Raw genomic sequence first — 25,855 nt, 5'->3', positions numbered from 1 at the left:
AAACCCGGCGAATGTTTTCCTCAATGCAGCTTTTGCGCCAATGCACGGCCCGTCTCAATCCTGCGCCGGCAGGGCCTCGGCCGGGAGCGACTGCACATGAAATATGCCGAGCACAAGAATTTGCAGGCGATCGAGCCAGCGATGCGAACGACGTTGAAGCCGTTTGTTGAACACCACTGCTTCGCCGAGGTGTAGCGCGAGCAGGCCAGCCCCCGCCAAGGTGAGCCAGGCGGAAAACGGTTTAGGGAAGGGCGACAGCAGGTTGAGGAGCACCAGCCACCAGAACATCAGTGTCAGGGCTTTGGCGATACCGAGGGCAAGCCGACGTGGGAAGGGCATTACAGGAGCCTCGCGGCTTTTCTAGAAGAATCACACTCTACTAAAAAAGCCGCGGGCAGTCCCTTCAGCGGTTCAGGTGCAGTTCCACCCGGCGGTTCTGGGCACGGCCCTCGGACGTGTCGTTGTCCGCGACCGGCCGGCTTTCCCCGTAGCCTTGGCTACTGAGCTTGGCCTGGGACACGCCATGCTCGACCAGGAAGGTCACCACGCTCGCGGCACGCCGCTCGGACAAGCCTTGGTTATAGCGGTCCGTCCCCATGCTGTCGGTATGACCCTCGACCTTGACGCTTACCACGTCTGCGGCCTTCAGCCGATCGAGCAGCGCCGTCAGTTGACTTTGCGCTTCGGCCGTGAGGTTGGACTTATCGAACTCGAACAGCACGTCGCCCGCATCGCTCAGGGTAATCACTTCTTCCTTGGGCGGCGGCGGCGGAGCCTCTACGGCAGCTGGCGCCGGTGCAGGAACGGCCGGCAGCGGGCATCCATTGTGAGAAACCGGCGTGCGAGGCGGGGTTCCCGGGCAGCGGTCGCGGCGGTCGAATACGCCATCTCCATCCTCATCGCCATCATGCGCGTAACAGATCAGGCCTCCGGCGATAACGCCTGCCACTCCGCCGCCAGCTGCCCATGCGCTGCTTTCGAGCGCCCCGAGCCCTGCCCCTGCCACACCCCCGATTGCACTGCAAATGGGCCAGTTCCCCTGGTTGAGCGGCGCCGTCCCATCACTGCGCGATGCACAACCAGCCAGAACACTACTGACCAGAAGAACGGGCAGCAGCGCCCGCACGATCATTCTCATCGTCGAAACTCCTGTGTCCCCGGCCGATGCCGGTATGAGGATTAAAGCCCAAGGCAGGTCACTCTGCCGCAGTACAGGCAAATTGATTGCGCACTAGGCGTTAAGGTTCCGGACGGCTAGTCTTTGTTTGCAGAAAAGAGGATTCAAGGCATGACCGTTTCGACCCATACCCCCCAACAGGCACTCGCGGCCTTGCTGGACGAGCTGCAGCCATCGCGCCTACTGGTGATAGCTGCCAGCGGATTTCCCGCGCTGGACGCCTTCCTCCAAGCGCATCCCCACGCCACATTGGGGATGGCCGCCCCTGGCCCGTTGCCGGCCGAGCTTGCCGGCCAGCGCTTTGACCTGGCTGTGATCGTGGACTGCCTCGAACACCTTACGCGGCGCGAAGGGCTGGAATTGCTCGGCGGTATTCGCAACTTGAACGCAAGCCGCCTGGCCGTATTGGCGGACCTCGCCGCTAGCCCTTGGAAAGAAACCGACTTCTACGCACTGGCGCTTCAAAAAGCGGCAACGTTCCAGCGCGGTGAGCAGACGCTGGGGTTGTTCACGTACGATCTGCGCGAATACAAGCAGGTACCGGACTGGCTCAATGCGCGATTCTGGGCTAACCCGCAACATTTCGGAAAATATTGGTGGTAAGCAGGATGTTATCGATATGCCCTTGCGGCAGTGGCAGCCTTCTGGATAGCTGCTGCGGCCGGTTTCATCTGGATTACTCTGCACCCGACGCCCAACGGCTGATGCGTTCCCGCTATAGCGCCTATGTGCTAGGGCTGGTGGATTACCTCGTAGCAACCACATTACCTGCGCAGCAGGCCAAGCTCGACCGTGAGGCTATCGCGGCGTGGAGCGCACAGGCGACGTGGCTGGGGCTGGAGGTAGAGCAGGCCGACGTCATCGGCGGCAAACCCGAGCATGCGTTTGTGACGTTCGTCGCCCGCTGGCATGACGAGCAGGGTGAGCACAGCCACCGAGAGCGCTCGGCGTTCGTGCAGCATGGTAGCCGCTGGTATTTCATCGACCCCACCGTCTCGCTCGACAGCGGGCGCAATGATCCCTGCCCTTGCGCAAGCGGGCAAAAGTTCAAGAAGTGCTGTTCTGGCTACTTCACCCGCTCGGCCGCCTAGGGCGCGAGCTTGAGGTGTGAGACGTCTGGCGCGGCAGGTGCCGCGGGGCGGGCGCTAGTGCCTAGGTCAGCGCCCACTGGCGCCAGGCTCAGTTGGCTGAGGTCTAGACGGGGCGCTTGCACTGGCGCGGACTCCACCTGCATCAGGGCGCCCGCTTCGGCAATGTCATAGGCGGGCGCGTCCACATCCACGAACGCTGCCATATAGCGATCCCGCGGGATCACCTGGGCGCGTGGTCCCCGATCCACTGGCGGTGGCGGTGCCAGGTCAATGGCCTCGACGCTTGCCATCGCGCACACTTCGCCCACCGCCCCGGCCCGCTCCAGCGCCTGGCGGAATCGCTCAGCCCCGGCTGCGTCCAGCTGGCTCTTGATCACTAAGCGGCGGCCGGAGAACAGCAATTCTATGCGCTGCGCATCGGCACGGAACAACTGCCCCACCTTGGCCTTTACCGCTTCGCGATCAGTACCCGGCAGGCATTGGCCGCTGAAAGCAATTTCGTACAGTGCCATGCTATGTTCTCCTGCAACTCGGCATAGTAGTTCGTCGATGACCGCCGACCCTTCCGGGTTGGCCACCCCTCACTCAAGGGAGGCGGTAGATGCGATTCGCGCCATGCAAAGCACGGTTCATCACACTTACCCTGTTGTTAGCGCTGGGCGGCTGCTCGACTTGGATCACGGGTAATTATGACGACCCCGAGATTCACCTCAAGCAGGTCGAGGTGGTCAAGGCCAAATTGCTCGAACAGCGCTTCAAGCTTCACTTTTTGATTACCAACCCAAATGCCGGCGACCTACCGATTCGCGGGCTTACCTATAAGGTCAGCCTGGAAGGCCTGGTACTCGCAGAGGGCGAAGACGACAGCTGGTTCAGTGTGGGTGGTCATAGCCAGGCTGTCCATGTGGTCGAGGTGCGGACCAACTTGTGGGAGAACCTCAAGCCGCTGGCAAAAATGCTGCGCCATCCCGCGGGGCCCTTGCACTATCGGCTGGAGGGAGAGCTGCGCACCGGGGTATTATTCGGTCACAACCTTTCCCTGCGGCGAACGGGTGAAATCACTCCCGCAGGCTTGCTTCCGGAGTAGTACAGATGTCGCAGCAACCTCACGTGCACGGCCCAGATTGCAACCACGATCACGACCACACCCACGATCATGGCCATCATGGGCATGTCCATGGCCCGCACTGCAACCATGAACCACAAGAGCCAGTACGCAACGCGCTCAAGGACGTCGGCCGTAACGACCCGTGCCCCTGCGGCAGCAACAAGAAATTCAAGAAGTGCCACGGTGCCTGAGATCGGCGTTCGACCGTTTGTAGCGGCCGGCCGGGCCTCTAGGCTAAGGATCTGCCGATAGGAGGCCGGGGCAAGCCAGCGAACCGGCCCCCGGTTCGCAAGCTTCGCCGGGGCCGGCCCCGCGCTCCTTTACAGGCCTTTACTCGGTTTTGCTTTGCACCGCGCCAGCGGTGTTGTCCAGCAAGCTCTTGGTTGCCGTCTGGATGAAGGCATCAAGCTTGTTACGAAGTGCAGGCACATCCGCTGTTTCAGGAATCACCTCCGCCTTCGGTTCCCGGCCAAGGCTATAGCGATAGAGCTTGGGTTCCATGTCCCGGGATTCGATCAGGATGCGGTCGCCGGTCACGATGGCCACGCTCTGCTCGCTGCCGGACGGCTTGATCACGCCAAAGCCTTGGTCGCCCTGCTGGAGGTTGAGCAGGTCACGGCCCCAGCACTGATGCTGCGTTTCACCGCCCACACGCCCCATGATGGTGGGCACGATGTCGATCTGCGTGCCCACGGTATGGTTCACTGCACCGAACTTCTCCTGGATGCCCGGCGCAATCAACAGCAGGGGCACATTGAAGCGGCTCAGGTCCATCTCGGTCAGTTGCCGCTCGTTACCAAAGCCGTGGTCTCCCACGATCACGAACAGGGTCTGGTTGTAGTACGGCGACTTTTTGGCTTTTTCGAAGAACTGCCCCAGAGCCCAATCCGAGTAGCGCATTGCGGTGAGGTGTTGGTCGAGGTTGCCGCGCCCGGTCACCGGCTCGACTGGCAGGTCCTTGGGAAGCGCATAAGGCGTATGGTTGGAAAGCGACTGCAGCAGTGCGTAGAACGGCTTGCCGGCACCTGCCAGCTTGTCGAGTTCCTCATTGCCGCGGTTGAACATGTCTTGGTCGGACACGCCCCAGGTAGGGTCGGAGAATACTGGATTGACGAAATCGTCACGGCCAATGAACGTCGTCATCCCCTGGTTGCTGAAGAACCCGGACTGGTTGTCCCACGCGAAGTCGCCGTTATAGACATACACATCGTTGTAGTCCCGTGGGCTGAGCATTGCCGGCAAGCCCGAGAGCTTGTGGCTGCCTTCGGGCGTCTGCATCAGGTATTCGAAACCTGGCAGGTTGGGGAAGCAGCCCATGGTGGCGAACATCCCCTGATGAGTGTGCGTGCCGTTGGAGAAGAAGTGATCGAACAGCAGCCCTTCTTTACTCAGCTGGTCGAAATACGGGGTGATGCCCGCGTCGCTCCCGAGGGCGCCAACGGAGTGGCCAGCGAAACTCTCGAGCAGAATGACCACGACGTTGCGGATCGGCAAGGTATTGCCAGCCGGCGGTGTGAACACCCGGCGAACCGCTGCGCTGTCTGTATCGATCAGTTGCTCGTTGGCAGTGACCAGCATGTCGCGGACGGTTCGGGTGGCCTGCGCCTGTGGCAGGGTGGCTTGCCAGATATTGTCGCGATCTTCCGACATCCGGCTTTTGGCAGCAGTGGCCAGGGTCAGGATGCCGTTGAGGCCCAACTGGTTGGCGAAATTCGAATCAGTGGTGTAGGCGTCGCCCCACCGCAGCGGCGGGCCTTGACGCAAGGTGCCCCGGGCAGCGACCACGGCGACGGCCAGAAGGATCACGAACAGTGCGACGCGCCCATACCACGGCGCTATGCGGCCTGCGGCGACGCCCTCTTGGCGGCCGCGCGTTAGCCGGTCGATTCCCTTGAACGCCAGCGTGAGCACCAGGGTGCCCAGGGCCCACGCCAACAGATAGCGCACCACCGGGTAGCCGTACCAGATCATGCTCATGACGGTTTTCGGGTCTTCCTTCACATACTGGAAAACCAAACCGTTCAGCCGCTGGTGGAATTCACGATAGAAGTCCATTTCCAGCAGGCCAGCGAACAGAACCAGGCTCGAAGTTACCGTGAGCCATGCGCGGAAGACGCCCCGGGCGGCGATGGCGCGGGCGCTCACCGTAGCCAGGATCAGCGGGATCAGCAAGTACACGGCCAGCCTGAGGTCGAAGCGCAGGCCGTTGGCGAAGGCTTCGAACAGGGCCGGGCCCGAGGCATCGCCAGCGGATTCCATGTTGTAGGCCAGCAAGGCCGTACGCAGGCCGCTCAGCAGCAGCATCAAGACAAGGCCGCAAAGCAGCGTATACGCAATATGCGATTTAAGAGAGGGCTGCAGTCGGCGCGCCGGTGCGCGTTGCAGGCTCGGGTCCAGGGTGGCCATGTTTCGTCGGGTATCCGTACAGGTTGGCGGTTGAGGGGCAAGACGGGCGCGGATTCTGCAACGGTATCGGTGAAAATTCCGTACAGGTCTGCGCCCGTATCAGCGGTCGCGTAAAGCCGAGCCCTGGGCGCCGGCTCAGTCGTTGCTCGGTTTGTTCACGGCCTGCAGCACGTATTGGGGCAAGGCGAAGGCACCAAGGTGAATCTCCGGGTTGTAGTAACGGGTAACGATGCCACTGCCGGCGAAGCGGGCACGCAGCGTTTCCAGCGAAAGCTTGCGGTATTCCGGCCGGGTCGCGCCCCAGGCGAAGGTCATGGCCCCGCCGATATAGGTGGGCACCGCCGCATGGTAGAAATGCCAGTCGGCAAATAGCCCACGCAGGCGCCCGGCAGTCGTGCGGACCCCCTCGAGCTGCATGAAGGGCGTGCCGTTCTGAGTCACCAGGATGCCGCCGTCGGCTAGGCAACGATGGCACGCCTGATAAAAGTTTTCGGTGAATAAGATTTCACCCGGCCCGATCGGATCGGTGGAGTCTGAAATGATGACGTCGAACTTTTCGTCAGTGGTCGAAACGAAGCGCATGCCGTCGTCGATCACCAGGTTCAGTCGGGAATCTTCGAAGGCGCCACTGGAATGGTTGGGCAGGAACGTCTTGCACATCTCGACCACGGTCCCGTCGATCTCGACCATGGTGATGTGCTCCACACCCGGGTGCTTGGCCACCTCCCGGAGCATGCCGCCATCGCCGCCGCCGATGATCAGTACCCGACGCGCCGCTCCGTGGGCCAGCAAGGGCAGATGGGTAAGCATCTCGTGATAGATGAACTCATCGGCCTCGGTGGTCTGGATCACGCCATCCAGCGCCATTACCCGGCCCATGACCGGGTTCTGGAAAATCACCAGGTGCTGATGCTCGGTCCGCACTTCGTGCAGCAGCTTCTCCATGCGGAAACGCTGGCCATAGCCCTCGTAGAGGGTTTCCTGGTATTCGCTCATGTTCATGCCCCCGGTCACTCGACGGCAGCACGGCCGCCGACATTAGAAAGGGGCGCATTCTACGACGTACCCGGGCGCATGGCGAACCCGGGAACCGGCGGGTCTGTACGAAATGTTTTCAGGGGAAGTATTTCTTACAGCCCCCGGCGGAGGTTGCCGCGCGGGCCGAGGATAGCCCAGATAATCAGCCCCAAGACTGGAACGATCGCGATCAGCAGCACCCATAGCACCTTGATGCCAACCTCTTCCCCGCTCTTGAGCACGTGAAGGATGGCCCAGATATCCAGGGCCAGAACAATAAGGCCGAACAGGCCGTTGAACGTTGCACCCATGATGCGCTCCGGTTGGGATATACCGCCGTTAGGTCATTCCATTGGCCGGCGGTTCCGTCAGGCCTCTGCGTCCCCGGCCTTGAGCGCCTCGAGCGCCGGAACGGCATAGATGAAGGCCTGCTCGCACAGGGCCAGAACCCTCGGCAGATCGTTTCCGTACACCAGCACTGCTTGCAGCTCGGTGTCCAGCAACCGACTGAAGTTGAGGAGCACGTAACCACCGGCCTCCCGGTTCATGCTCGACAGCTGGATCTGTAAGCGATTCGCTGCCGTTAGCGGCTCCACCTTCAGCAATTGCTTCGGCTTGATGTTGAACGGCACATCGGGGCCGAACGAGCTGATGATCTGTTCGAGCAGCTCAGCATAGGAATCAGCCTGGAACAGGACGGTATCGGGGAGGCTCCCCACAACGACCCACTCCCCCAGAGGAATAGGAAAGCTGTCGTCGTAGTTGACGTCCGGGTTGGCGGCCAGGAAGGCCTCCGGGTCCGCATAGGCGGCCGCGGCCTCGGTAGCGACACGGGCGATCTGGTCGTCGGCCATGCACCCGGAACTGATGCAGGTGATGAGGTCGGTCAGCAGGCTTTGCATGAGACGGTCTGTCGGTTACAAGGCGGCCCAGCATACCAGAACCGCCGTAACCCATTTGACGTGCAAGGCCGGGTGGCCGCAGGCGTGCCTTAGTTGCTTGCCAAATCGCCAAGCTGGGCGAGGGTCGCTTGCGCACCCATCGCCCGTGCCGCCCCCAGTGCGTCTATTCCGCCGATGTCCCGGGCATGTAGGTCCGCGCCCTGTTCAAGCAAGTAGGTTACAAAATCCGTGCGATTGAACATCGCCGCCATCATCAGTGCGGTACGGCCGTCCGCCGCGCAACCGTTCACTTGGGCCCCATGGCTTATCAGCAACCGAGCCATGTCCAGATTGCCCTTGAAGGCCGCCCCGGCCAATGGGAGCTGGTTCTTATCGTTAGCGATATTGGCGTCGGCGCCGGCCTTCAACAGCGTTTCAGCCGCCGAGAGATGGCCGTGGTAACTCGCCAGCATCAACAAGGTATCGCCATTCTGGTTGCGCAGGTTTACCGGCAACCCGCGTTCCAGCAACTTCTGCAGGGTATCGGCGTCGCCTGTACGGGCCACATCGAACACCTGCGCGGCGAATTCCGCGGCTTCATCTTCGGTCATGACATGGGGTGCGGTTGACTCGGACATCTCTGCCTCCTGCTTAACGGTTGGCGCAGTGTTCACGAGACCCCAACCGCTGGTCAACAGCGCACGTCTATGAGGAGGGGCAAGGGAATTTATGGGCAAAATGATGTCAAACGTTGTAAGCCCGATCATAAGCCGGATGAACTGTGACGGCGATCACGCAAAATGCATCCTTCCCTCCCCCCTACCTTGCAGTTTGCACGACAGGGGAAATTCCTCAATTCAGCTAAGTGGCTGAAATCAAAGGAATTTACTTTTATGTAAAACTTGGCACATTCGCTGCAACTCTCCTTGCAAAGCCTGCCCATTGGATACGCCAAGGAGTCGCCAGATGGAATTCCTCCAAGAAAAATTCGCTAGCCTGTTCGCTGAGTATGACGTTGTCACCCAGCCCCGCCCCGACGGTGCCGTACTGCTTACCCTGCGTGGCGCCGACGGCAGACAGACTCGCCGCTCCATCTCGTATTCCCAACTCAATACCCCTGAGCAGCTGTCCTGGGTCATCAATGCGATCCGTCGCGATCTGGCTGGTGAAGTCAGCCAACTGCCGGACATCCATCTGCTGCAAAGCCAGAATCGCTTTGCCCTGCCGACCTATCATTCGGCCTGAGCGGTTTTTCGTCGCTGACTCCCCGCAGCCAGGTTTTCGCGGAGGAGCCAACGGCGAATTTATAATGACGAACCTGCTACATCCGCGACGGCTCGATATCGCTGAAACTGACGACCACGGGATGATCCGCAACCAACGCGCCCTCCCGAGCCAGCCCGCAGGTTCTCATCCCAGCGGCTTTTGCCGCATCTAGCTCCGCCGCCACATCAGACAAGAACAGAATATTCTGCGTTGGCAGCCCAATCGCCTGGGCGATGCCGCGATACGCCTCCGGCTCCCGCTTGCCACCGCTGGTGGTATCGAAATATCCCGAAAACAGCCCGGTCAAATCTCCAGCTTCAGAACAGCCAAAAATCAGTTTTTGCGCCTGGATCGAGCCGGAGGAGTACACGTAAAGCCCATAGCCATGTTCGTACCAGCGCTGAAGCGCTTCTACCGCGTCTGGATAAACATGCCCTCTCAGCTCGCCGCTTGCATAACCTTGTTGCCACACCTTGCCTTGCAGAGCCTTGAGGGGGGTGGACTTGCGATCCTCCTGCATCCAGCCGAGCAAAATCTCGAGGATTCGCTCCAGGTTGGCTGCCGGCTCCGCTGCTTCCGCCCGCACGGCAGCCAATTGCACGGCCACTTCGGCATCCCCGTAGCTCGCCCGAATAAACCCGGGCAGCTTGGCCGCGGCATAGGGAAACAGCACGTCGTAGACGAAGCTGACCGCGCTGGTGGTGCCTTCGATGTCAGTGAGTATGGCCTTGATCGGCATGAAAAAGTCCTTGGTTAATCGTCGAGGCGGGGGAAGCGCTGGGCTATGGATTCGCCAGTGAACTGGGCGACCCACCCTTCGGCATTATTGAACAAGCGGATTGCTACAAAGTGTGGATGCTCGCCCATGTCAAACCAATGGGGCGTCCCGGCAGGGACGGAAATAAGGTCGTTCTTTTCACAAAGAACGGCATACACGTATTCACCCAAGTGCAGGGTGAACAGGCCCCGCCCGGCGACGAAAAAGCGAACCTCATCCTCGCCGTGGCGGTGTTCTTCGAGAAACTTTTCACGCAGCGCCGCTTTGTCTGGATGATCGCTGGCCAGGCTCACCACATCCACGGTGATATAGCCGCACTCAGTCATCAACCGGTCGATCTGGTCACGATAAGCATCGATCACCACCTCCGGGCTTGCTCCGGGCTGGATCGGGGCCGATGCCTGCCAGCGCTCGAACCGCACGTTATGCTCGGCCAGCGTGGCGGCGATGTCCTCTATATGGGTGAGCACCTTATTGGGGATATCCGGCGTGCTTTCGTGGTAAACGGTCAGGCAGCTCATCTTGCGGCTCCTCGGTTGAGCGGTTCTCAGCGTACCGCGCGCATCTTTAATTCACATTCGAACAGGAACTCGAACGCCTCGACCTGACGCAGCGTGTCCTGCATCGAGCCGCCCCAGGTGTACAACCCGTGCCCGCGAATCAGGTAGCCCACGCAGTCAGGATGCGCGGCAAGCCAGGGTTGCACGTGGCTAGCCAGGCGGGCAATGTCCTGGTCGTTTTCGAAGATCGGCACAACCACTCGGCTTTCATGGGTGGCGATGCCGCTGAACGCCTTTTGCAGCTCGTAGTCTTCGAAGACCAGTTGCATACCCTCGGTTGCGCGCGACAGCACGGTGGCGTTGACCGAATGGGTATGCAGCACAGCCTTGATGCGCGAATCCCAGCTGTACAGCTGGGTATGCAAAAGGGTTTCAGCCGACGGCCGCTTGCCCGGCTCGAGGCTGTTGCCGGCCATGTCGGTGGCCAGCACGTCCTCTTCGGTCAGCTGGCCCTTGTGCTTGCCCGACACTGTCAGCAGTGCCTCGCTGGCCGACAACCGCGTAGAGTAATTGCTGCTGGTTGCAGGAGACCAGCCGCGGGAATAGAGGAAGCGACCGGCCTCGATAATTTGCCGGGCCAGCGTTGCGCGATCCGGGGTCATACCGGCTCCTTCTTGTTGAAAACTACGATCATAACGGCGGCGGCCAGCGCGGCCACGCTGCCTAAGGCGAAGGTGCCAAACGCCCCCAAAGCCTGCCAGGCGTAGCCTGAATACAGTGCGCCCAATGCGCCACCGACCCCTGCAAGCGCGGCATAAAGCGCCTGCCCTTGCCCTTGGTACCGTAACCCAAAGGTCACTCGTACTTTCTGGATGGCCGCCGCGTGGAAACTGCCAAAGGTTGCGGCGTGCAGCAGCTGCGCCACCAGCAGTACCCACAGCTCCCCAGCCAGCCCGCCGAGCAGCAGCCAGCGCAATGCGGCAAGGATAAAACTCGCGGCGAGAATGGTATCGACCGACCAGCGCCCGAGCAGCCGAGGCATGACCATGAACATCACCACCTCCGCGGCGACCCCTAGGGCCCAGCACAAGCCGATCATTGCGCCGCTGTACCCTAGCTGCGCGAGGTGAATACTGAAGAAGGTGTAATACGGGCCGTGGCTCAGGGTCAACAGCCCCACGCAGAGATAGAAATTCACCACCCCGGGCTGGCGCAAGCGGGCGAGGAATCCATCGCCTGCAAGCGCCTGGGCGATCTCCTCAGCCCCGCGCGCGGGCGCTGGCACCCAGGCACTGGCCAGAAGGATGCCCGCCATGATGATTACCACCGTGTAGGGATACCCGCCCGGCCCGTGCAGCTCGATCCATTTGCCCAGCGCGACCACCGCAGCGATAAAGCCGATGGAGCCCCACAGCCGCACCTGCCCATAACGAGTGGGCTGCTGATGCAAGTGCGCCAGGGTAATCACTTCGAACTGGGGCAATACCGCATGCCAGAAGAACGCATGCAGCCCCATGACCAATGCCAACCAGGCGTAGCTTTTATCCAGGAAGATCAAGGCAAAGCTTGCCAGGGTCGCGGCCGCGCCGAAGCGCACGATGCGCAGCCGCTGGCCGCTGCGGTCGCCTAGCCAACCCCACAGGTGCGGCGCAACGCAACGCATCGCCATGGGAATGGCCACCAGCTCGCCGATCCGAGCCGGTGCGAAGCCCAGGTAGGCGAGGTAAGGCGCGAGGAACGGGGCGGTGGCGCCCAGCAAGGCGAAATAGAAAAAGTAAAAGCCCGATAACCGCCAGTAGGGAGCCGCCACGCCGGTCAGGCCCGGCAGGCGGCAGGGGCCGACGTCATGCCCGCTGGCCCAGCACGGGGGTAGTGACTTGAACGTCCGCGTTCTGCCCGCGATGGCGCAACAGATGGTCCATCAACACGATGGCCATCATTGCCTCGGCGATCGGCGTCGCGCGGATGCCCACGCAGGGGTCGTGACGGCCCTTGGTGATCATGTCCACGGGCTGGCCATGGGCGTCGATCGACTGCCCCGGCGTAGTGATGCTGGACGTGGGCTTGAGTGCCAGGTGGGCAATGATCGGCTGGCCGGAGGAAATGCCACCGAGGATGCCGCCGGCGTTGTTGCCCAAGAACCCGCCCGGGGTCAACGCATCACGATGCTCGCTGCCCCGTTGGGCCACGCTGGCGAAACCTGCGCCTATCTCCACGCCCTTGACCGCGTTGATGCTCATCAGGGCGTGAGCGAGGTCGGCATCCAGGCGGTCGAAGATTGGCTCTCCCAAGCCTGGCATTACTCCATCGGCGACCACGGTGATTTTCGCCCCGACCGAATCCTGATCACGGCGCAGTTGGTCCATGTAGGCTTCGAGTTCAGGGACCTTGGCCGGGTCGGCGCTGAAGAACGCGTTCTGCCCCACGCTATCCCAGCTTACGAAAGGAATCTCGATGGGGCCGAGCTGGCTCATGTAGCCGCGGACCTCGATGCCGCGGGTGGCAAGGTATTTCTTGGCGATTGCCCCTGCCGCCACACGCATGGCTGTCTCCCGTGCCGAACTGCGACCACCCCCACGGTAGTCCCGCACGCCATATTTATGATGGTAGGTGTAGTCCGCATGAGCGGGACGGAAGATGTCCTTGATCGCCGAGTAGTCCTTGGACTTCTGGTCGGTGTTGCGGATCAGCAGGCCGATTGGCGTACCGGTGGTATGCCCCTCGAAAACCCCGGAAAGAATTTCCACCTCGTCCGCCTCCTGCCGCTGCGTAGTGTGGCGGCTGGTGCCGGGTTTGCGGCGATCCAGATCACGCTGCAGGTCGGCAACATCCAACGCAAGACCTGGCGGGCAACCGTCGACGATGGCCAGCAGCCCAGGGCCATGGCTTTCGCCAGCGGTGGTGACGGTGAACAGCTTGCCGAAGGTATTGCCAGACATGCGAGAGGCTCCGCGAGATGAATCTGGATGAAACATGGGGCCGGCCAGTATACGCAGGGTGGCGAGCCAGTTCACCCTTTGCCGAACCTTCGCCGGGCCGCTTCGGTCCAACCCTTCCCCTGTCACGATGGCCCATGATGTCGCGCTTTTTGATCCTGCTTGCCCTGTTTCTAACTTCCCTGGTCCAGGCCGCGCCTAGCACTGCGGCTGCATCCATTTTGCAGCGGCCTATTGACCTCGACACCGGTAGCGGCACTCTGCATGGCAGCCTCTTGCTGCCGCGCGCTAGCCAGCCAGTGCCAGTGGTATTGATTATTTCGGGCTCCGGAGCCACCGACCGCGATGGCAACAATAGCGACGCCGGGCGCACCGATAGCCTGAAAAAGCTCGCCTGGGCGCTGGCGAGAGCAGGGATCGCCAGCGTGCGCTATGACAAACGCGGGGTGGCCAGCGGCCTACCCCTGGCGCCAGATGAGCGTAGCCTCAGCGTTGAACAATACGTCGCGGACGCGGCGGCGTGGGCTCGCTTGCTGAGCCAGGATCCGCGCTTCGGCGCACTGACCCTGCTTGGGCATAGCGAAGGCGCGCTGATCGCCACGCTGGCAGCGCCGCACACCTGCGCGGTGGCAGTGGTGACCCTTGCGGGCAGCGGCCGGCCAATCGACCAGGTGCTGCGAGAGCAACTGCACGAGCGGCTGCCCGCCGACCTCTATGCCCGTAGCGAGCAGTTGCTGGCGGAGTTGAAAGCCGGCCAGCTTGACGACCAGGTGCCGCCGCCTTTGCAGGTGGTGTTCCGCCCCAGCGTGCAGCCTTACTTGATCTCCCTGTTCCGCCAGGATCCGGCGCAGGCGTTTGCTGCCTTGCAGGTGCCGGTGCTGGTAATCCAGGGCGAACACGATATTCAGGTGAGCGTGGCAGACGCCGACGCGCTGACGGCTGCCAACCCGCGCGCCCACAAGGTATTGATCCCGGGTATGAACCATGTCCTGCGTATCGTACCCATGGACCTGAAACAGCAGCTTGCCTCCTACAACAATCCTGGCCTGCCGTTGGCAGCGGGTTTGGCCGAAGCGTTGGCGACCTTCATCAAGGCGAACCCCTGAAGGGTGCTTCAGAATTTGTATCGATCGCCGATACCTTGTGTAGTTAGAGGATCGCCGATATGTCTGAAACCCCTTTGCACGAGGCGCCAGCCGAGGAGGCCGTGGCGGCGCCGGAAGCCGAGCTGCCAAACCTTCCTTGGGCTGAAGTAGCCCCCGAACACTATGAATTGCTGCGCCTGGCCGCCCAACCCAGCGACCGCACAACGGGCCCACGGCCGTTGCGCTTCGTACAGTTCGGTTGGGCCGAGCGGCATGGCGAGCGCTACAGCCTGCTGCGCTTGAACATCGAATTGCCAGGCCAACGCGTACGCAAAGAGCAGAACTGCCTCGACCTGTGGGCCGATCACTTGGAGCAACGGGTGTGGAGTGTACCGGAGACCCTCAGCATCGAGCCCCCTAACCGCGGCCTTGGCCGCTTCCTTCTGGCCCAGGCGGCCAGTTGGGCAACTGCGCGCTGGCCGGCGTATCGAATCGATGGCGTTGAACTGCCCAACCGTGATGCGCTGGTGGAGGATACCCGTCAGCGTCGCGATCACGTGCTGCGTACCCATGGCCTGGATGTGGAATACGCCGACGCTCAGCACCTGAAGGGGCGCTACAAAGATACCCGCGTCAGTGCCCTTCTGCCTTCCTGGAATGCGGAGAAGCTGCAGCGGGTAAACACGCTGGATAGCGCCACCTTGCTGCAACTGGCCGATAAAAGCCTGCAGGAGCTGGAGGTAAAACTGCGCAAGCATGAGGAGCGGATCAACAAATACCGCCGAGAGGATGGGGGCCTGCGCTTTACCATCGGTTGCCTGATCGCCTTTGCGGTGTTCCAGGCGGCGTTGCTGATCTGGATAGCAACGCATCGGTAGGTGCTGGCGGTAGCCGGCGAACCGAACCGTAAATACCTGTTCGCGGGCTTCGCACGCTCCTACCCCCCGTCGGTGAAAATCAGGTAGGCGCTGGCGGTAGCCTGCGAACCGAACCGTGAACACCTGTTCGCGGGCCTCGCACGCTCCTACCCCCGTCGGTGCGAATCAGGTAGGAGCTGGCGACAGCCGGCGAACCGAATCATGAACACCTGTTCGCGGGCTTCGCACGCTCCTACCCCGTCGGTGAAAGTCAGGTAGGAGCTGGCGGTAACCGGCGAACCGAACCGTAAACACCTGTTCGCGGGCTTCGCACGCTCCTACCCCCCGTCGGTGAGAAATCAGGTAGGAGCTGGCGACAGCCTGCGAACCGAACCGTAAACACCTGTTCGCGGGCTTCGCACGCGCCTACCCCCCGTCGGTGAGAATCAGGTAGGAGCTGGCGACAGCCTGCGAACCCTGCGTCCAGTTGGCTGGGGGCCTATACCCGCGAGGCAAACAGCGCCTGGTGTTGCCGGCATTGGGCGGCGGTCAATCCAAACACCCCGTGCCCACCCTGTTCGAACTCGAACCAAGTGAAGTCCACTTCGGGGTAGAGAGCCTCTACATGCACCTGGCTATTGCCCACTTCCACCACCAGCAGCCCCTGTTCGGTGAGATGGTCGGCCGCCTCGGCGAGCATCCGTCGCACCAGGTCCAGGCCGTCGTCGCCGCAGGCCAGGCCCAGCGCGGGCTCGTGATGGTACTCGGCGGGCATGTCCGCGAAGTCTTCGGCATCGACGTAAGGCGGGTTCGAAACGATCAGGTCGAAGCGCTGCCCTGGCAGGCCGGCGAAACCGTCACCCTGCACCGTGAATACCCGGGCTTCCAACTCATGCCGCTCGATGTTCTGGTTGGCCACTTCCAGTGCGTCGAAGGACAGGTCGGCGAGCACTACCTCGGCGGCGGGGAACGCGTCTGCACAGGCGATGCCGATGCAACCCGAACCCGTGCACAGGTCAAGAACCCGTGCCGGGGCGCCATCCAGCCAAGGGGCGAAGCGCTGGCCGATCAGCTCGGCGATGGGGGACCGCGGAATCAGCACCCGCTGATCGACGATAAATGGCAGCCCGCAGAACCATGCCTCACCTAGCAGATAGGCTGCGGGAATGCGCTCTTTGATTCGCCGGCGCAACAGGTGTTGCACGTGGCTCAGTTCGTCGTCCTCCAGCCGGCAATCGAGATAGGCATCGCTGATATCCCAGGGCAGGTGCAAAGCCCCTACCACCAGCTGCCGTGCTTCGTCCCAGGCGTTATCGGTGCCATGGCCGAAATAAAGCCCCTCGGCATGGAAGCGGCTGACCGCCCAACGAATGTGGTCGCGCAGGGTGCGCAGGCGGGTAGTGATCACGGCAAGCTCCTTGAACAAACTGCCCTCGATTCTACCAGCCCCAGGCCCCGGCAGGCGCGACTTCGCATCGCGGTGATTCCCATAACGGCTTGGGCAGTGGAGAATATGGCAAAAGCCCTATCCAAAGGAGCCCCTGATGCCCGATGTCAAGACGATGTTTCAACTCAGCGGTCGCGGCTACCCGCCGTTTACTCTGAGCAATGCCACGCTGATCATTATCGACGCGCAGAAAGAGTACCTGAGCGGGCCTCTGGCGTTGTCCGGCATTGACGAAGCCGTCGACCACATCGCTCTGCTGCTGGACGCCGCGCGCAAGGCCAAGCGGCCCATTGTCCACGTCAAGCACCTGGGCATCCCCGGCGGCCTGTTCGACCCTCAGGGGGAACGCGGCCGGTTTATCGACAAGGCCGCACCGCTCGAAGGCGAACACATCATTGAAAAACGCATGCCCAATGCGTTCAACGACACCGACCTGCATAAACGGCTTCAAGAGCTTGGCCACCTCGACCTGATCGTGTGCGGCTTCATGACTCATTCGAGCGTCAGCACCACCATTCGCGCCGCCAAGGACTACGGTTATCGCTGCACCCTGATCGAAGACGCCTGCGCTACCCGCGACCTGCCTTACAAGGGTGGCGTGCTCAGCGCCGAACAGGTCAAGCAGGTAGGCATGGCGACCATGGCCGATAACTTCGCCGCCGTAACTTCGACCGCTAACGTCATCTAAGCTTCGGCGAGCGCCGTCCGTCGTTCATCACGGCCCCTGCGAGCCGATTACCGCACACCCCGGAACCCGAGCCCGCACAGCGGGTCGAAGGCCCGGTATTCACCTGAGGAACTCCCGATGAAGCTATCCGACGACGGTTTCGACGCTCGCCGGCTTCGCCCTCGCGGTCCAAACCGGTGGCGGATGCGGTTGAGTGCAACCTTCGCGGCGCTGCTAGCGACCTTTGGCATACTGCTGGGCATGGCTGGCGCAGCCAGCCTGCTGGGCCGCCCACCTGCCGTGGAAGGCCTCGACACCAGCACCACGGGGGCGATCATCCAGGTCGTGTTTGGCTTGCTGTTCCTCTATCTGGGCATCATCGTGTGGCGGCGCAGCCGCCGTCGCATGCGGCGTACCCAGGATTTGAACCTGGCGCCGCACCTGATGAAAAAGCACGACTGACTCGCGTAGACTGGCTTCCTGTTTGGAGGCAAATATGCAAGACGACGATTTTTCCCTGTTCCAGGCCCAAGTGCGCGGCGTGAAACCGTTGCGCCATGATCGCGCCGACACCGGCAAGCCGCGAGCAGATCGCGAGCGTTTGCAGGCCCTGCGCCAGGCCGCTACGGTGCGCCAGGATGTAAAGGTAGTCGATGGACTGTCGGACCAATTCGTCATCGACGTAGGCGCCGAAGATGACTTGCACTGGGCCCGGGATGGCGTGCAGGAAAGCCAGATGCGCAAGCTCAAGCTCGGGCAGATTCCCTTCGAGGGCAGCCTGGACCTTCATGGCATGCCGGTGGAGAAAGCCCGGGAAACGCTGTGGGACTTCTTTGCCGAAGCGGCGCGCCTGGAAATCCGCTGCGTCCGCGTCACTCACGGCAAGGCCGCGCGCCTCGATGGCAAGCGACCGATGATCAAAAGTCACGTGAACACCTGGCTGCGCCAGCATGCGCAGGTGCTTGGCTTCACCTCGTGCCAGCCTCGCCATGGTGGCACCGGCGCGGTTTATGTGATGCTGCGCAGGACCATGCTCGAAGGCCGCGACGAATAGCCCGCCTCCCCTTCTCGGGCGGTGCACTTGCGGCGCCCCCTTGCGCGCCTTAACCTACGCGCCTGCTTAAAAACCCCTTACAGGTAAATCCATGTCCCTGGAACAGCAATACAGTGCCATCCTCGGCCAGATCGGCGAGGACATCTCCCGTGAGGGCTTGCTCGATACGCCCAAGCGCGCCGCCAAAGCGATGCAATACCTTTGCCGCGGCTACGAGCAAACCCTCGAAGAGGTGACCAATGGCGCCTTGTTCAGCTCTGATAACAGCGAAATGGTGCTGGTCAAGGATATCGAGCTGTACTCGCTGTGCGAGCATCACATGCTGCCCTTTATTGGCAAGGCTCACGTAGCCTACCTGCCCAACGGCAAGGTGCTTGGGCTGTCGAAGGTCGCACGGATCGTGGATATGTATGCCCGTCGCCTGCAGATCCAGGAAAACCTCAGCCGGCAGATTGCCGATGCGGTGCTTCAGGTGACCGGCGCTGCGGGTGTGGCGGTGGTGGTCGAAGCCAAGCATATGTGCATGATGATGCGCGGCGTTGAGAAGCAGAATTCCACCATGATCACCTCGGTGATGCTGGGTGAGTTTCGTAGTAATGCCGCAACTCGCAGCGAGTTTCTTAGCCTGATCCGCTAAACCCAGACCGGTGTAGGAGCGGGCGACGCCGGCGAAGGCGATTGGCGATTGGCGATTGGCGATTCAGTCATGGCCTGGAGCCCTGTTCATTCGCCAGCTTTGCCGGCTCCTACATGATCTCCACCCTAGATCCACTGTATTGCCGATTGTTTTCACGGCTGTACGGCCCCTCCCCTACGCCCCGGCGTTACCCTTCGTGAACAGACGCAAGGGATTCGCCAGCCATGTTCAGCACCGCCTCTTCCCGCCCTCGCCCTTTGGCAGACACCTCGGCCTCCGCCGTGGTTGCAGGCTTCATCGCGATGATGACCGGCTACACCAGCTCACTGATCCTGATGTACCAGGCTGGCCAGGCGGCAGGCTTGAGTACGGCGCAGATCGCATCGTGGATCTGGGCGCTGTCCATCGGCATGGCGCTGTGCAGCATTGGCCTGTCGTTGCGCTATCGCACCCCGATTACCGTGGCCTGGTCCACCCCCGGCGCGGCGCTGCTGGTCACCAGCCTGGGTGGTGTCAGCTATCCCGAGGCAATCGGTGCCTACCTGACCTGCGCGCTGCTGGTTACCGTCTGCGGCATGACCGGCACATTCGAGCGCCTGGTGCGCAGGCTGCCAGGCGCCCTCGCCGCTGCCTTGTTGGCGGGGATCCTGTTCCGGATCGGCAGCGAGATCTTCCTTGCCGCACAGCACCAGACCTTGCTGGTGCTATGCATGTTCTTCAGCTACTTGGTGTGCAAACGTGCCTCGCCGCGCTACGCAGTACTGGTCGCCTTGTTGGCGGGTGTGACAGCCGCAGCGTGCCTGGGGCTGCTCAACTTCAGCGAAGTGCGATTGCAACTGGCAGTACCGGTGTGGACGCCCCCGGCGTTTTCACTGGCCGCTACGGTCAGCATCGCCATTCCATTGTTCGTGGTGTGCATGACTTCGCAGAATATGCCAGGCATGGCCGTGCTACGCGCCGACGGCTATCAGGTTGCCGCGTCGCCGCTGGTTTCGGTTACCGGGATCGCTTCGTTGCTGCTGGCGCCGTTCGGCTCCCACGGCATTAACCTCGCCGCCATCAGCGCCGCCATCTGCACCGGGCCACAAGCGCATGAAGATCCGCGCAAGCGCTACACCGCGGCGGTATGGTGCGGAATCTTCTATGGGATCGCCGGCACCTTCGGCGCCACGCTGGCCGCGCTCTTCGCGGCCTTTCCCCGGGAGTTGGTGCTATCGATAGCAGCCTTGGCGTTGCTTGGCTCGATCGTCAATGGGCTCACTCAGGCAATGGCAGAACCTGGGGAGCGGGAGGCGGCACTGATTACCTTCATGGTTACTGCCTCAGGGATGACGCTGCTGTCCATAGGGTCGGCGTTCTGGGGAATAGTCGCGGGCGTAAGCACCCTGCTTATTCTCAACTACGGCCGCAAGGCTTGAACGCCCGGGCGCTCAGCCGTTGAGCTCTGCGACGACATCCGCCAGCGCCCGCGCGGGATCCGCCGCCTGGCTGATGGGGCGGCCGATAACCAGGTAATCCGAACCCGCATCCAGTGCCTGGCGCGGGGTCAGGATGCGCCGCTGATCGTCCTGGGCACTGCCAGCCGGGCGAATGCCGGGGGTTACCAGTTTCAGCTGCGGGTAAGCACCCTTGAGCGCTGGCGCTTCAAGGGCAGAGCACACCAGACCGTCCATCCCGGCCTTTTGCGCCAAGCCAGCCAAACGCAGCACCTGCTCCTGTGGATCGACATCCAGGCCAATGCCCGCCAGGTCCTCGCGCTCCATGCTGGTGAGCACGGTCACACCGATCAACAGCGGTTTGTGCCCACCTTTCTGTTCCAGAACCTCCCGGCATGCGCTCATCATTCGCAGGCCGCCTGAGCAATGCACGTTGACCATCCACACCCCCATATCTGCTGCGGCTTTGACGGCCATCGCGGTGGTGTTGGGGATATCGTGGAATTTCAGGTCAAGGAACACTTCGAAGCCACGATCGTTCAGCGCCCCCACGATGCCCGCCGCGCTGCTAGTAAACAGCTCTTTCCCCACCTTGACCCGGCACAAGCGTGGGTCCAGACGGTCAGCCAGCGCCAGGGCGGCTTCGCGAGTGGAGAAATCCAGGGCGACAATGACGGGCGACTGGCAAATGGGCATGGGGGCTCTCGGCGAGGATCGGAAACGGCGCGCATTGTATCGAATTTATCCCCTAGGGGGAGGCCATTTGGGCGGGAGTTCCGACAGCGCTCCGGGCCCTATACTTGAACCAATATAAGGCAGTGTTACTCGAAGCGGTAAAGGAGACTCATATGCCCTGGTACGCGTGGTTAATTCTATTAGTAGCGATCGGCTCAATGGTGGGTGGGCTGATGATGCTCAAGCAGAGCGCACAGAAAGTGCCTTTGACGGAAGAGCAGCTTAAGCGAGTACATGAGCGAAATGCCGAGATGGACGCCAAGGAAGCCAAGGACCGATAGCATCGACGTACGTTAAAACCGCAAAGCGCGGCTTGTGCCCATAGTGATAGAATGTTGAGCAACATTTCATCACTGCCTGGAGGCCCCATGCGATATTCCCAGGATCACAAGGCGCAAACGTACGAACGCATCGTAAAGGAGGCAAGCGCCCGCTTCCGCCGCGATGGTATTGCTGGGACGGGGTTGCAACCACTGATGAAGGCGTTGGGCCTGACGCATGGCGGTTTTTATGCTCACTTCGCTTCCAAGCAGGCCCTCGTTGAAACAGCGCTGCGTGACGCCTCAGCTCAAATGGATCAAGTGACGGCCGATGCAGCCAGATCCGAGGCCCCGGTCGCTACGCTGATCGACCGCTACCTCAGCAAGGCCCACCGTGATCATCCTGAGCAGGGATGCCCCCTGCCGACTATCGCCGCGGAACTTGGCCAACGCGGCGAACCGAGCGACATCGCGGACGGAGCCGTGCTTAGCCGCTTGGAAATGATTGCGCAAAATCTATCGGGGGATGACAGCCAAGCACACGCCAGCGTGATTTTATCCGCCCTTATAGGCGCCTTGGTGCTGTCCCGCAGCGTAAAAGATGCAGCGTTATCAGAGCGCATTCTGGAAGATGCCAAGCGTGTGCTCAAGGCTGGGATCGATCAGCAAGCAGGTTATCCCAAGAAAACGTGAGGGAGCGTGGGAATGTGCTGTGGTTGGAGCGTTGAAACCGATGCCGGGTGCGATCTAACGTATCTAGAGCAAATGTTGGCCAGCTCTTCAGATGTTGTGCACATAGTAGGGGGACGGCTATGTGGATAACCCTTGTACATGTCTCTGCAACCCCCGCCGGCCAAGGGTTTAAAAGTATTGATCATTTTTTAAACATCCGCTGATTGCGCGCCAGCATCGCTGGATCAACACGCCTCATAAGCCCCTGTTTCTCCTCCTAAAAGGTTATCCAGCGAAAACTTGCACGACGCTGTGTATAACCTGGGGGAAGAGAGGGCAACCCCCCGGACTGCGGGAGGTTTGCCAACCTGTACAAAAAATGATCAATAGGTATTTGGGGCCGTTATTCCACCCAGCGACGGAAAATCACACTGGCGTTTACTCCTCCAAAACCAAATCCGTTAGATAGTGCGTACTCTGTGGTCAATGGCTGTGCCGCATGGGGGCCCACTATGCATAGCCGGCCTACCGCCTCGTCCGGGTCGTTATAGTTCAACGTCGGGGGAGCGGACTGCTCCCGCAACGCCAGAACTGTGAAGATTGCCTCTAGCCCTCCAGCTGCACCCAATAAGTGTCCGGTCGCCGATTTGGTAGCCGAAATCGCCAATGCGGGCGCCTCGCCAAACACCGCCCGGATAGCCTGCAGCTCGGCATGGTCGCCGACAGATGTCGAAGTGGCGTGGGCATTGATATGGCCGATTTGCTCCGGCCCAAGGCATGCCTGGGCCAGTGCCTGGCGCATTGCTCGCTGAGCACCATTGCCGTCCTCAGGGGCTGCCGTGAGGTGGTAGGCGTCCGCCGAAGTGCCATAGCCGACCAACTCCGCAAGCGGCTGTGCACCTCGCGCCTGCGCATGCTGTAGCGTCTCGATGACCAATAGACCCGCGCCTTCCCCCATCACGAAACCGTCTCTGGCCTTGTCGAACGGGCGTGACGCCTCTGCGGCCACAGGGTTGCAAGAGACGGATCTGGCCGCAGCGAAACCGGCCAGGCTGACCCTGTCGATCGCCGCCTCGCTGCCACCGCAGATAGCAATGTCCGCCTCGCCCGCGCGCAGCAACCGCGCAGCATCGCCGATAGCTTGTACTCCAGCGGCGCAGGCCGTCACCGGAGCCCCGATGGGCCCTTGGAAGCCATACCGAATAGAAACGTGTCCAGCAGCCAGGTTCACCAAAAAGGACGGTATGGTAAAAGGCGAAAGCCGTTTAGGCCCGCGCTCATCGGTAATTCGCACCGCTTCGGCAATGGCGCCAAAACCACCTACTCCGGAGCCAATGACGGTAGCCGTGCGGGCTCGGGAGCGACCATCTTTTGGGGCCCATCCGGCCTGTTGCAATGCCTCCGCCGCCGCAGCCAGGGCGTAGACGATAAAAGATGCCATTTTCTTCTGGTCCTTCAGTGGTACAACCGCCGACGGGTCGAATCCCGCCACCGGGTCCGCAGAAAGCGACGGCACCTGGCCCGCTACGGTAACCGACAGTCCCTCTGCTGTTTCGGGCGCAAGCGCACGAATGCCGGGTTCACCAGCCAAAAGGCGCCTCCAGTTCGCCTCGACCCCTGTACCCAAAGGAGAAACAGCGCCCATACCCGTTACCACGATGCGGGGCATAGTCATGACGGCCACCCATCGGTCGCCACGAGTTGTAGTGAGTGGATTGCCATATGAAGACTCCCTTCGCATTTGATGATGACCATAATGCAAAATCTTGCGAGTCTTCCTTGTTAGATGTCAACCAACATTTAAAACGTTGAAAAATTCGCTCGCCCCTTTCCGAAAAGAGGCGAGCGTATGAAAGGTCAGTTAATCGCGAGGCGGCTCCGGTTCCTATCAAGCAACGCCTTGCCAATACCCTGCACCTCCAGGAGCTCATCGACTGATGTGAACGCGCCATTCTGTTCACGGAACGCTACGATGGCCTGAGCCTTGGCGGCGCCAATGCCAGCGAGTTCTTTCTGCAAGGTAGCAGCGTCCGCAGTGTTCAAGTTGACCATGTTTTGGGGCATGGCCATCGCCATATCGGCCATAGGGGCCGCCATGGTGTCAGTGGTATTTGCTTGAGCGGCAAACGATGTGATAGCCAGCATGGCGATGAAAGCGGAAGAAAGGGCGGACTTGCGCATTGAGAATGCTCCTTGCAGGTTGGCACGGCGCTCCATGGGCCGTGCACGTACCTTAGCGGAGCGGTATATGAATACCAGCGCAGAGATGTTAGCGAAGCTTTCAGCCCTCGGGCAGTACCTCGATCCACAACGCTCCGTCTCCCGAAACAGCCTGGCTGACCCGAGCGAGCCTGCCGTCTGGTTGAATGCGGTAAGCACCCACCACGGCGCTTTGCTCACCGCAGGCCAGCAGCCACTCCCCGCTAGGTGAGATGGCAATATTACGTGGCTGTTTCTCCTCTAGCCTATGGTTGCCAAGGTAGTTCAGCGTGCCGGCCGCAGTGATCTCAAACACACTGACCGAACTGGTGGTCCGTTCGGTGATATACAACAGGCTCCGCCCCGGCACGAGACGGATGTCCGCGCACCAGATCCGAGGCGTAGGATCGTCGCTAAGGTTGTTATTGCGACTGTCACGCACCAAGCCCTGCTCTAAGTTCAGTGAAGCAGGAATGCCCTGCTGAGCATCAACCTGGCTGAGTTCGCCCGTCTGCGAATCTATAGCAAACGAGGTCACCGTACCGCTCATCTCTCCCACTACGAATACGTATTTGCCATCCTCGGAAAATGCCAAATGCCGTGGGCCCGTGTTCTCCGGAACAGCGATAAAACCCTTCCCGATGGGCTGCAACTCCCCTGCTTGCTCGTCTAGCCTGTATTGCAAAACCCTATCTACACCGAGCACGCAAGCGTATACGAACCGGTTGCTAGGATCGGTTCTGACCGAGTGCGCATGCAAGCCACTAGGGTACTTGCGGATCGTCTCAAGCACCTGCAGTTCGTCATCGACAGGCTGAAGTGTGACCAGGTCTTCGCCATATGACGCTCCGAGCAGGAATCGACCCTGACGGTCGGTAGCCATATAGGACAGCCCTGCGCCCAATGGAGCCTCGGCCCGCCGGGTGAGCTTACCGTTGCCCGCATCCACGCTGAAGCTCGCTACTTGTGGGGGCTGCCCGCGTAGCGCGGCATATAGCGTGCTGCCATCCGGCGACAATGCTAGAGCATTGACCTTTTCTCCCGCCAGCAACTGCTCAACGAGCCTCAGCTCACCAGTATCGTCATTGAGGTGGTAGTGGGAGACCAACCCGTCGTTGGGGCTGGAAATATAGGCGTAGCTCATGACGTTCCCTCGGCAATGTAAACGTAGGTAGTCATCCTATGACCGCAGCACTCCGTACTCAACCTTTGCAGAATAAAACCGAACTAGCCTCACCCATTTTTGATCGCACCTCTTCGGCTAGGGATGTCTAACGTGACGGAGAGCTTGCCGATAGCCGGATAAGAAAGCGAACGCCGCTGCGATACGGAGACCGCCATGAACAACGACATTTATCTGCTGATCGAACACGGCCGGGAATACGGCGAAGCCTATGTACTGGGCTGGTTCGACAATGAGGCCACAGCACAGGCAGCGGCTTTGAAGATGGAGTGGGAAGCGTATCGAGCGGAGTTGAAGCGGCCGTCTGGGTGGTTTACAGAGAAGCCGCTGCCGCCGGGGGAAGCGGAGTATAAGAGGTATTGGGTAAAAGCGTTGGGAAGGTTCGATCCCGGCCCGACGGTGGGCGTGCATTGATCCCAGTCCGTTCGTAATTCTGAAAATCTTGAATTGACGGAAATCTCGA

Annotated in this window: 33 protein-coding genes; 15 read left to right on the top strand and 18 right to left on the bottom strand. The window is 61.1% G+C overall.

Annotated features, from left to right (window positions below; all coding sequences use genetic code 11):
- Positions 1-54: 54 nt before the first annotated feature.
- Together OGL93_RS03225 and OGL93_RS03220 are read right to left on the bottom strand one after the other, a co-directional pair.
- A complete protein-coding gene (locus OGL93_RS03225) occupies positions 55-339 on the bottom strand; it encodes a DUF1145 domain-containing protein (protein WP_263260924.1) in 285 nt (94 codons plus the stop codon).
- Between the two features lie 64 nt (positions 340-403).
- The gene (locus OGL93_RS03220; RefSeq protein WP_263260923.1) at positions 404-1,138 is read right to left on the bottom strand and encodes an OmpA family protein; all 735 of its coding nucleotides are present in this window, start codon (positions 1,136-1,138) and stop codon (positions 404-406) included.
- Between the two features lie 150 nt (positions 1,139-1,288).
- On the opposite strand from OGL93_RS03220, the gene OGL93_RS03215 reads away from it, so the two are divergent.
- Both OGL93_RS03215 and OGL93_RS03210 read left to right on the top strand, forming a co-directional pair.
- A complete protein-coding gene (locus tag OGL93_RS03215; protein WP_263260922.1) occupies positions 1,289-1,780 on the top strand; it encodes a DUF6231 family protein in 492 nt (163 codons plus the stop codon).
- Positions 1,781-1,785: 5 nt separating this feature from the next.
- Positions 1,786-2,268: a YchJ family protein gene (locus OGL93_RS03210; RefSeq protein ID WP_263260921.1), complete on the top strand. Its 483-nt coding sequence runs from the start codon at positions 1,786-1,788 to the stop codon at positions 2,266-2,268.
- On the opposite strand, the gene OGL93_RS03205 is transcribed toward OGL93_RS03210, so the two are convergent.
- Positions 2,265-2,780 carry a hypothetical protein gene (locus OGL93_RS03205; RefSeq protein WP_263260920.1) on the bottom strand — a complete coding sequence of 172 codons (516 nt, stop codon included), beginning with the start codon at positions 2,778-2,780 and terminating at the stop codon, positions 2,265-2,267. The genes OGL93_RS03210 and OGL93_RS03205 overlap by 4 nt on opposite strands.
- Before the next feature lie 89 nt (positions 2,781-2,869).
- On the opposite strand from OGL93_RS03205, the gene OGL93_RS03200 reads away from it, so the two are divergent.
- Together OGL93_RS03200 and OGL93_RS03195 are read left to right on the top strand one after the other, a co-directional pair.
- On the top strand, positions 2,870-3,355 hold the full coding sequence (locus OGL93_RS03200; RefSeq protein ID WP_263260919.1) for an LEA type 2 family protein: 486 nt from the start codon (positions 2,870-2,872) through the stop codon (positions 3,353-3,355).
- A 5-nt stretch (positions 3,356-3,360) separates the two neighbouring features.
- Positions 3,361-3,567 carry an SEC-C metal-binding domain-containing protein gene (locus tag OGL93_RS03195; RefSeq protein WP_263260918.1) on the top strand — a complete coding sequence of 69 codons (207 nt, stop codon included), beginning with the start codon at positions 3,361-3,363 and terminating at the stop codon, positions 3,565-3,567.
- Between the two features lie 139 nt (positions 3,568-3,706).
- Here the strand turns inward: OGL93_RS03195 and OGL93_RS03190 are convergent, their stop codons facing one another.
- From OGL93_RS03190 to OGL93_RS03170, 5 genes are all read right to left on the bottom strand, one after another.
- Positions 3,707-5,782: an LTA synthase family protein gene (locus OGL93_RS03190; RefSeq protein ID WP_263260917.1), complete on the bottom strand. Its 2,076-nt coding sequence runs from the start codon at positions 5,780-5,782 to the stop codon at positions 3,707-3,709.
- A 135-nt stretch (positions 5,783-5,917) separates the two neighbouring features.
- Entirely contained in the window at positions 5,918-6,778 is an 861-nt protein-coding gene (speE, locus tag OGL93_RS03185; RefSeq protein ID WP_263260916.1) for a polyamine aminopropyltransferase, read from the bottom strand.
- A gap of 134 nt (positions 6,779-6,912) precedes the next feature.
- Positions 6,913-7,110, bottom strand: a complete 198-nt coding sequence (locus tag OGL93_RS03180) for a PLD nuclease N-terminal domain-containing protein (protein WP_263260915.1) — start codon at positions 7,108-7,110, stop codon at positions 6,913-6,915.
- 57 nt (positions 7,111-7,167) lie between these two features.
- Positions 7,168-7,701, bottom strand: coding sequence for a hypothetical protein (locus tag OGL93_RS03175; RefSeq protein WP_263260914.1), 534 nt, complete (start codon positions 7,699-7,701; stop codon positions 7,168-7,170).
- Between the two features lie 89 nt (positions 7,702-7,790).
- Positions 7,791-8,318 (bottom strand): ankyrin repeat domain-containing protein, encoded by a 528-nt coding sequence (locus OGL93_RS03170; protein ID WP_263260913.1) that lies wholly within the window; start codon positions 8,316-8,318, stop codon positions 7,791-7,793.
- A gap of 328 nt (positions 8,319-8,646) precedes the next feature.
- Here OGL93_RS03170 and OGL93_RS03165 point away from each other — a divergent pair, with 328 nt between their 5' ends.
- Positions 8,647-8,925 (top strand): DUF3509 domain-containing protein, encoded by a 279-nt coding sequence (locus OGL93_RS03165; protein ID WP_263260912.1) that lies wholly within the window; start codon positions 8,647-8,649, stop codon positions 8,923-8,925.
- A gap of 76 nt (positions 8,926-9,001) precedes the next feature.
- On the opposite strand, the gene mtnC is transcribed toward OGL93_RS03165, so the two are convergent.
- From mtnC to aroC, 5 genes are read right to left on the bottom strand one after another with little or no spacing between them, the layout of a single operon-like run.
- On the bottom strand, positions 9,002-9,685 hold the full coding sequence (gene mtnC, locus OGL93_RS03160) for an acireductone synthase (protein WP_263260911.1): 684 nt from the start codon (positions 9,683-9,685) through the stop codon (positions 9,002-9,004).
- 14 nt (positions 9,686-9,699) lie between these two features.
- On the bottom strand, positions 9,700-10,245 hold the full coding sequence (locus OGL93_RS03155) for an acireductone dioxygenase (protein WP_263260910.1): 546 nt from the start codon (positions 10,243-10,245) through the stop codon (positions 9,700-9,702).
- Positions 10,246-10,271: 26 nt separating this feature from the next.
- Positions 10,272-10,886 (bottom strand): methylthioribulose 1-phosphate dehydratase, encoded by a 615-nt coding sequence (locus tag OGL93_RS03150; RefSeq protein ID WP_263260909.1) that lies wholly within the window; start codon positions 10,884-10,886, stop codon positions 10,272-10,274.
- Positions 10,883-12,043 (bottom strand): MFS transporter, encoded by a 1,161-nt coding sequence (locus OGL93_RS03145; RefSeq protein WP_263261104.1) that lies wholly within the window; start codon positions 12,041-12,043, stop codon positions 10,883-10,885. The genes OGL93_RS03150 and OGL93_RS03145 overlap by 4 nt, the downstream gene beginning before the upstream one ends.
- Positions 12,044-12,068: 25 nt before the next feature.
- Positions 12,069-13,163 carry a chorismate synthase gene (gene aroC, locus OGL93_RS03140; protein WP_263260908.1) on the bottom strand — a complete coding sequence of 365 codons (1,095 nt, stop codon included), beginning with the start codon at positions 13,161-13,163 and terminating at the stop codon, positions 12,069-12,071.
- A gap of 134 nt (positions 13,164-13,297) precedes the next feature.
- On the opposite strand from aroC, the gene OGL93_RS03135 reads away from it, so the two are divergent.
- The gene (locus tag OGL93_RS03135; RefSeq protein ID WP_263260907.1) at positions 13,298-14,266 is read left to right on the top strand and encodes a lysophospholipase; all 969 of its coding nucleotides are present in this window, start codon (positions 13,298-13,300) and stop codon (positions 14,264-14,266) included.
- A gap of 59 nt (positions 14,267-14,325) precedes the next feature.
- Positions 14,326-15,123: a hypothetical protein gene (locus OGL93_RS03130; protein WP_263260906.1), complete on the top strand. Its 798-nt coding sequence runs from the start codon at positions 14,326-14,328 to the stop codon at positions 15,121-15,123.
- 478 nt (positions 15,124-15,601) lie between these two features.
- Here the strand turns inward: OGL93_RS03130 and prmB are convergent, their stop codons facing one another.
- Positions 15,602-16,510: a 50S ribosomal protein L3 N(5)-glutamine methyltransferase gene (gene prmB, locus OGL93_RS03125; protein ID WP_263260905.1), complete on the bottom strand. Its 909-nt coding sequence runs from the start codon at positions 16,508-16,510 to the stop codon at positions 15,602-15,604.
- Between the two features lie 136 nt (positions 16,511-16,646).
- Between prmB and OGL93_RS03120 the strand changes: the two genes are divergently transcribed.
- The 5 genes from OGL93_RS03120 (at position 16,647) to OGL93_RS03100 (ending at position 20,325) form a co-directional block, all read left to right on the top strand.
- Positions 16,647-17,237 (top strand): cysteine hydrolase family protein, encoded by a 591-nt coding sequence (locus OGL93_RS03120; protein WP_263260904.1) that lies wholly within the window; start codon positions 16,647-16,649, stop codon positions 17,235-17,237.
- Positions 17,238-17,354: 117 nt separating this feature from the next.
- A complete protein-coding gene (locus tag OGL93_RS03115; protein ID WP_263260903.1) occupies positions 17,355-17,678 on the top strand; it encodes a hypothetical protein in 324 nt (107 codons plus the stop codon).
- 34 nt (positions 17,679-17,712) lie between these two features.
- Positions 17,713-18,270, top strand: coding sequence for a Smr/MutS family protein (locus tag OGL93_RS03110; protein ID WP_263260902.1), 558 nt, complete (start codon positions 17,713-17,715; stop codon positions 18,268-18,270).
- Between the two features lie 91 nt (positions 18,271-18,361).
- Positions 18,362-18,907 (top strand): GTP cyclohydrolase I FolE, encoded by a 546-nt coding sequence (folE, locus tag OGL93_RS03105; protein WP_263260901.1) that lies wholly within the window; start codon positions 18,362-18,364, stop codon positions 18,905-18,907.
- Between the two features lie 224 nt (positions 18,908-19,131).
- The gene (locus OGL93_RS03100; protein ID WP_263260900.1) at positions 19,132-20,325 is read left to right on the top strand and encodes a benzoate/H(+) symporter BenE family transporter; all 1,194 of its coding nucleotides are present in this window, start codon (positions 19,132-19,134) and stop codon (positions 20,323-20,325) included.
- Positions 20,326-20,337: 12 nt separating this feature from the next.
- On the opposite strand, the gene pyrF is transcribed toward OGL93_RS03100, so the two are convergent.
- Positions 20,338-21,039 carry an orotidine-5'-phosphate decarboxylase gene (gene pyrF, locus OGL93_RS03095; protein ID WP_263260899.1) on the bottom strand — a complete coding sequence of 234 codons (702 nt, stop codon included), beginning with the start codon at positions 21,037-21,039 and terminating at the stop codon, positions 20,338-20,340.
- Between the two features lie 152 nt (positions 21,040-21,191).
- On the opposite strand from pyrF, the gene OGL93_RS03090 reads away from it, so the two are divergent.
- Positions 21,192-21,359, top strand: a complete 168-nt coding sequence (locus tag OGL93_RS03090; RefSeq protein ID WP_263260898.1) for a DUF2897 family protein — start codon at positions 21,192-21,194, stop codon at positions 21,357-21,359.
- An 87-nt stretch (positions 21,360-21,446) separates the two neighbouring features.
- Positions 21,447-22,031: a TetR/AcrR family transcriptional regulator gene (locus OGL93_RS03085; RefSeq protein WP_263260897.1), complete on the top strand. Its 585-nt coding sequence runs from the start codon at positions 21,447-21,449 to the stop codon at positions 22,029-22,031.
- 382 nt (positions 22,032-22,413) lie between these two features.
- On the opposite strand, the gene fabF is transcribed toward OGL93_RS03085, so the two are convergent.
- The 3 genes from fabF to OGL93_RS03070 form a co-directional block, all read right to left on the bottom strand.
- Positions 22,414-23,685 carry a beta-ketoacyl-ACP synthase II gene (fabF, locus tag OGL93_RS03080; RefSeq protein WP_263260896.1) on the bottom strand — a complete coding sequence of 424 codons (1,272 nt, stop codon included), beginning with the start codon at positions 23,683-23,685 and terminating at the stop codon, positions 22,414-22,416.
- Between the two features lie 182 nt (positions 23,686-23,867).
- Entirely contained in the window at positions 23,868-24,191 is a 324-nt protein-coding gene (locus tag OGL93_RS03075; RefSeq protein ID WP_263260895.1) for a ComEA family DNA-binding protein, read from the bottom strand.
- Between the two features lie 100 nt (positions 24,192-24,291).
- Positions 24,292-25,353 (bottom strand): lactonase family protein, encoded by a 1,062-nt coding sequence (locus tag OGL93_RS03070; RefSeq protein WP_263260894.1) that lies wholly within the window; start codon positions 25,351-25,353, stop codon positions 24,292-24,294.
- Positions 25,354-25,548: 195 nt separating this feature from the next.
- On the opposite strand from OGL93_RS03070, the gene OGL93_RS03065 reads away from it, so the two are divergent.
- Positions 25,549-25,806 (top strand): hypothetical protein, encoded by a 258-nt coding sequence (locus tag OGL93_RS03065; protein WP_263260893.1) that lies wholly within the window; start codon positions 25,549-25,551, stop codon positions 25,804-25,806.
- The last annotated feature ends 49 nt before the right edge of the window (positions 25,807-25,855 follow it).

This window comes from Pseudomonas sp. RIT-PI-S (assembly GCF_025642975.1).
Lineage (GTDB): Bacteria > Pseudomonadota > Gammaproteobacteria > Pseudomonadales > Pseudomonadaceae > Aquipseudomonas.
The sequence above is the reverse complement of the archived record's forward strand: the minus strand, read 5'-3'. Positions and strand labels throughout refer to the sequence as shown.

Excerpts from the sequence above, each read along its gene's own strand:
- OGL93_RS03225 (WP_263260924.1), bottom strand. The coding sequence starts at position 339 with ATGCCCTTCCCACGTCGGCTTGCCCTCGGTATCGCCAAAGCCCTGACA.
- OGL93_RS03220 (WP_263260923.1), bottom strand. The coding sequence starts at position 1,138 with ATGAGAATGATCGTGCGGGCGCTGCTGCCCGTTCTTCTGGTCAGTAGT.
- OGL93_RS03215 (WP_263260922.1), top strand. The coding sequence starts at position 1,289 with ATGACCGTTTCGACCCATACCCCCCAACAGGCACTCGCGGCCTTGCTG.
- OGL93_RS03210 (WP_263260921.1), top strand. The coding sequence starts at position 1,786 with ATGTTATCGATATGCCCTTGCGGCAGTGGCAGCCTTCTGGATAGCTGC.
- OGL93_RS03205 (WP_263260920.1), bottom strand. The coding sequence starts at position 2,780 with ATGGCACTGTACGAAATTGCTTTCAGCGGCCAATGCCTGCCGGGTACT.
- OGL93_RS03200 (WP_263260919.1), top strand. The coding sequence starts at position 2,870 with ATGCGATTCGCGCCATGCAAAGCACGGTTCATCACACTTACCCTGTTG.
- OGL93_RS03195 (WP_263260918.1), top strand. The coding sequence starts at position 3,361 with ATGTCGCAGCAACCTCACGTGCACGGCCCAGATTGCAACCACGATCAC.
- OGL93_RS03190 (WP_263260917.1), bottom strand. The coding sequence starts at position 5,782 with ATGGCCACCCTGGACCCGAGCCTGCAACGCGCACCGGCGCGCCGACTG.
- speE (WP_263260916.1), bottom strand. The coding sequence starts at position 6,778 with ATGAGCGAATACCAGGAAACCCTCTACGAGGGCTATGGCCAGCGTTTC.
- OGL93_RS03180 (WP_263260915.1), bottom strand. The coding sequence starts at position 7,110 with ATGGGTGCAACGTTCAACGGCCTGTTCGGCCTTATTGTTCTGGCCCTG.
- OGL93_RS03175 (WP_263260914.1), bottom strand. The coding sequence starts at position 7,701 with ATGCAAAGCCTGCTGACCGACCTCATCACCTGCATCAGTTCCGGGTGC.
- OGL93_RS03170 (WP_263260913.1), bottom strand. The coding sequence starts at position 8,318 with ATGTCCGAGTCAACCGCACCCCATGTCATGACCGAAGATGAAGCCGCG.
- OGL93_RS03165 (WP_263260912.1), top strand. The coding sequence starts at position 8,647 with ATGGAATTCCTCCAAGAAAAATTCGCTAGCCTGTTCGCTGAGTATGAC.
- mtnC (WP_263260911.1), bottom strand. The coding sequence starts at position 9,685 with ATGCCGATCAAGGCCATACTCACTGACATCGAAGGCACCACCAGCGCG.
- OGL93_RS03155 (WP_263260910.1), bottom strand. The coding sequence starts at position 10,245 with ATGAGCTGCCTGACCGTTTACCACGAAAGCACGCCGGATATCCCCAAT.
- OGL93_RS03150 (WP_263260909.1), bottom strand. The coding sequence starts at position 10,886 with ATGACCCCGGATCGCGCAACGCTGGCCCGGCAAATTATCGAGGCCGGT.
- aroC (WP_263260908.1), bottom strand. The coding sequence starts at position 13,163 with ATGTCTGGCAATACCTTCGGCAAGCTGTTCACCGTCACCACCGCTGGC.
- OGL93_RS03135 (WP_263260907.1), top strand. The coding sequence starts at position 13,298 with ATGATGTCGCGCTTTTTGATCCTGCTTGCCCTGTTTCTAACTTCCCTG.
- OGL93_RS03130 (WP_263260906.1), top strand. The coding sequence starts at position 14,326 with ATGTCTGAAACCCCTTTGCACGAGGCGCCAGCCGAGGAGGCCGTGGCG.
- OGL93_RS03120 (WP_263260904.1), top strand. The coding sequence starts at position 16,647 with ATGCCCGATGTCAAGACGATGTTTCAACTCAGCGGTCGCGGCTACCCG.
- OGL93_RS03115 (WP_263260903.1), top strand. The coding sequence starts at position 17,355 with ATGAAGCTATCCGACGACGGTTTCGACGCTCGCCGGCTTCGCCCTCGC.
- OGL93_RS03110 (WP_263260902.1), top strand. The coding sequence starts at position 17,713 with ATGCAAGACGACGATTTTTCCCTGTTCCAGGCCCAAGTGCGCGGCGTG.
- folE (WP_263260901.1), top strand. The coding sequence starts at position 18,362 with ATGTCCCTGGAACAGCAATACAGTGCCATCCTCGGCCAGATCGGCGAG.
- OGL93_RS03100 (WP_263260900.1), top strand. The coding sequence starts at position 19,132 with ATGTTCAGCACCGCCTCTTCCCGCCCTCGCCCTTTGGCAGACACCTCG.
- pyrF (WP_263260899.1), bottom strand. The coding sequence starts at position 21,039 with ATGCCCATTTGCCAGTCGCCCGTCATTGTCGCCCTGGATTTCTCCACT.
- OGL93_RS03090 (WP_263260898.1), top strand. The coding sequence starts at position 21,192 with ATGCCCTGGTACGCGTGGTTAATTCTATTAGTAGCGATCGGCTCAATG.
- OGL93_RS03085 (WP_263260897.1), top strand. The coding sequence starts at position 21,447 with ATGCGATATTCCCAGGATCACAAGGCGCAAACGTACGAACGCATCGTA.
- fabF (WP_263260896.1), bottom strand. The coding sequence starts at position 23,685 with ATGACTATGCCCCGCATCGTGGTAACGGGTATGGGCGCTGTTTCTCCT.
- OGL93_RS03075 (WP_263260895.1), bottom strand. The coding sequence starts at position 24,191 with ATGCGCAAGTCCGCCCTTTCTTCCGCTTTCATCGCCATGCTGGCTATC.
- OGL93_RS03070 (WP_263260894.1), bottom strand. The coding sequence starts at position 25,353 with ATGAGCTACGCCTATATTTCCAGCCCCAACGACGGGTTGGTCTCCCAC.
- OGL93_RS03065 (WP_263260893.1), top strand. The coding sequence starts at position 25,549 with ATGAACAACGACATTTATCTGCTGATCGAACACGGCCGGGAATACGGC.